Here is a 3,344-nt window from a genome sequence, read left to right as displayed (position 1 = left end):
TGTTCTTTTCCCCGCTAACTGCGTTAAATATTGTTACTATAGCTAGGGCTATGGTAACAATATTTGCCTTGTTATCGAAAAAAATCCCCGCGACTTTTTGCACATCTCATGCTTAACATAACACTAGGAGGTTTTATACATGCCAGATCAATTTATCACCTGATGAGCCTGGTGATCTTTGATATCCTTCCTCATATCATGTACTGAAGAACAAGAGTCACCTGAGATCACTGATCCTCTGGATAATTATCTGGATTACATAGCTCGGAGATAAACCAGAATCAGTTTAGCTAAGCATCAAGTGCTATTCAACCCTACTGGACTCGATGGATGCTTTGATCTCAGCAAATCGTTCTTCTGTCAGATCGTAGTAATAAAACGGGATCAGGCTTAACAGAAAGAAAAGTGCTGTGCCCAGACAGACTATGAGGCGAACTCCCTGAGCAACGGAGTCGGGTTGTTCTACTCCATTTGAAAACCCGGACAGGGATAAAGTAAATCCTACCAAACTGGGACCGAGCGCATAAGCTGTCTTCTGTCCGCTGGCCCAGATACCCGAGAAAACCCCTTCCCGCCTCAGTCCTGATTGGAGCTCATCATATTCAATGGTATCCGGAAGCATGGAAAAGGGAAAGAGTTGGAAGCTTGAAAATCCAATCCCCAATAAGAACATTTGCACAAAGAATACTCCTGGTTGAGAGGGTGGGGTGAGCAGGAGGGAGATCAGCATAACGGCCAGGATTATGATACCAATAGTATAGGCTTTTAGCTTTCCCATCCGGATCCCAAACCGAACCCAGACAGGCATAAATATGATGGCCGTGATGAATAGGATCGCCGTCACGAGCCCCACCGAGCTTTCCGACATCCCCATCACATATTTTACATAATAGATCAACCCGGCCATTAAGATGCCGGCAGCCAGGGATTGGAGGAAATACATGGTGGCTAATAACTTGAAAGGGGTATTGCTAAAAGCAATCCGGACTTGTTCACCGATTTTTATGCTTTGTTTTCGAGGAGGGATGGTTCTTACACCACGGGTACCCCAAAAACCAGCTAAGCTGAAAAGGGTGATCAGTATGCCCAACACCAGACCCATGAGTTTAAAACCGGCTGCTCCCCCACCCCCCAGTTCTACCAGGGGCATGGCCAAGCCACCGGCCAACAGAACACCTATAATCGCGCCCACCATGCGGAAGGAGGTTACAGATATCCGCTCATTATAGTCGTCAGTCATCTCGGCAACCATGGCAGAATATGGGATATTATAGACAGTGAAAGCGATACAGCTCAGGGCAAACATAAAACCGACCCATACCGCTGTTGTAAATTCTGACTGGGTCTGAGGGGCAATAAAGAGCAGGGCGAAGATCAACCCAAATGGCAGGGAAGCATACAGGAGATAGGGTCGTCGTCGTCCCCAACGAGATCGGGTGATATCAGAAAGACCACCCATAATGGGATCCGATACTACATCCCATAGTTTGGGTAGCAGCAGTACCAGGCCCGCCAGGGCTGGTTCAATATTCAGCACATTGGTCAGGAAGAATAGCAGGAACATTCCAGTAGAAACGATAAAGATATTGCTGCCAATATCCCCGAAACCGTAGCCAATCTTTTGACTCAAAGGTAGTTTTATGCTCATGGTAATCCTCTTTTTGTGGCGTATGTTTTTAATAAAAAGGGCTCAGGATCCCAAAATTGGGAGAACGAATAATAGGAAAAGAACCCAAAAGATGAATCGTTAATTCTAAAGTAAGCTGACATTAGAAATTCTGGAAGAAGATAATTTACGCGAGATAGTTATGTGGGCTGTAAATAACAGCTGATCCGACTTCATAATTTTACACCATGACCCAATGGTGAAAAATTCGCAAAAAAGCTGGGTTTTGTTGAAACTCTTTTTGGATCGCCTATTACAATAGTTTTGGAAGTCCTAAGAGCGCCGACTATTTTATTTAGCTTTTGGTCAATTGGTGTATTCCAGATCCGTAATTCCAAATTGACAATTCGCAATTGAAATAGGGCCCATAGCTCAATTGGTTAGAGCGCCGGACTCATAATCCGTCGGTTCGCGGTTCAAGTCCGTGTGGGCCCACCATCTAAACCCCTTGTAATTCATAGAGTTACGAGGGGTTTTTCATTTTGCCAGTTTTCCGAGTAATCTATCCAATAGGGACAAATTGGGACACTTAGGGACATGGAGTGGGCACAAAGTGGGCACAGTTTGAAGGTGGATTGGATATATCAACTGGATAGAAAACATTGAGTTACAGTCTCTAAGGTTGACGGATAGGGATAGTTTTGATTTGTTGGGCTGAGCAAAAAAAAACGCCCACACAAGGCAGGCGTTTAATTTATCGAGTGAACAATGAGAACTAAAGGATTGAACCAAGAGCTTCTACTCCATCTCGCAGGTTCTCATCTATGAGATGTGCATAGTGAGTTTCGGTTACTGTCACTGAGCTATGTCCAAGGATCTTGGAAACAGTGAAGATGCTCACTCCTTGCTGCACAAGTAAAGATCCAAAAGTACGACGGAAGGTGTGAATGTTAGCATCTTTGATCTTGGCCTTCTCATAGTATTTCTTCACTTTCTTAAGCGTGTAAGAGTATGTAAGTGGAAAGGGAACATGGAGTCCTTTAATCTCAGATCGTCTTTTGAGGATCTCAAACACAACTTTATCCATGGGGACAAATCGAACTTTGTCCTTTTTCCCAACAATCCTGAGCCGTTTCCCAACAAAGTCTACATTATCCCAAGTGAATCGTTGCTCCAAGATCTCTTCTCTACGAGTTCCTGTATGTAAGTAAACTTGCACCAGATCGTAGTAATCTTGATCATTAGCTTCACGTATGACCTTTAAAAGACTCTCAATCTCTTTCACCCTGAGAAACCGAATAGATATCGGCGGCTTAGGTGGAGGATTGAGTCCCTTCATAGGGTGAACTTCAATAAACTTGTGAGTGATCAGGACATTGAAGAATGCCCGGAGTGTTCGGAACTCCAAACCCACAGTCTGCGGGCTAAGCTTGCAATCCTTCAGTCTATAATCGAAGTATTTTGTCATGTCGCGAGTGGAAATATGACGTACTCTAATACCTCCGAGGAAGAGTAGAAATGCGTTAAGTACGATTTGTTCTCGCTCAATCGTCTTTGGCTTATTTTGCGATTGTTCCTTCGTATAATCTATTGCTTCACTGAGGAGTATATTTTCAACTGCTCTGGTTTCAAGCCCACTTTTAATTCGGGTCTTCTTATATTCTATCTCAGCAGCCATACGATCTGCAGTTTTGCGGTCGGTATACACTTTTATTCGACGACGAGTACCAGTTGAATC

The 3,344-nt window shown here is 44.0% G+C and carries 2 protein-coding genes and 1 tRNA gene; 1 reads left to right on the top strand and 2 read right to left on the bottom strand.

Going from position 1 to position 3,344, the window contains the following annotated elements:
* Positions 1–304: 304 nt before the first annotated feature.
* A complete protein-coding gene (locus tag U9Q77_06365) occupies positions 305–1,648 on the bottom strand; it encodes a glycoside-pentoside-hexuronide (GPH):cation symporter (GenBank protein MEA3286982.1) in 1,344 nt (447 codons plus the stop codon).
* Between the two features lie 379 nt (positions 1,649–2,027).
* Here U9Q77_06365 and U9Q77_06360 point away from each other — a divergent pair.
* Positions 2,028–2,104: transfer RNA gene (locus tag U9Q77_06360), tRNA-Ile, on the top strand.
* A 277-nt stretch (positions 2,105–2,381) separates the two neighbouring features.
* Here the strand turns inward: U9Q77_06360 and U9Q77_06355 are convergent.
* Positions 2,382–3,344 (bottom strand): site-specific integrase (locus U9Q77_06355; GenBank protein ID MEA3286981.1); only part of this gene is annotated, 963 nt, incomplete at its 5' end.

It is taken from the genome of Candidatus Neomarinimicrobiota bacterium, assembly GCA_034716895.1.
Taxonomy (GTDB): Bacteria; Fidelibacterota; UBA8477; order UBA8477; family JABMPR01; genus JABMPR01.
Note: the sequence above shows the minus strand (reverse complement) of the source record. Positions and strands in the feature narration are given on the sequence as shown.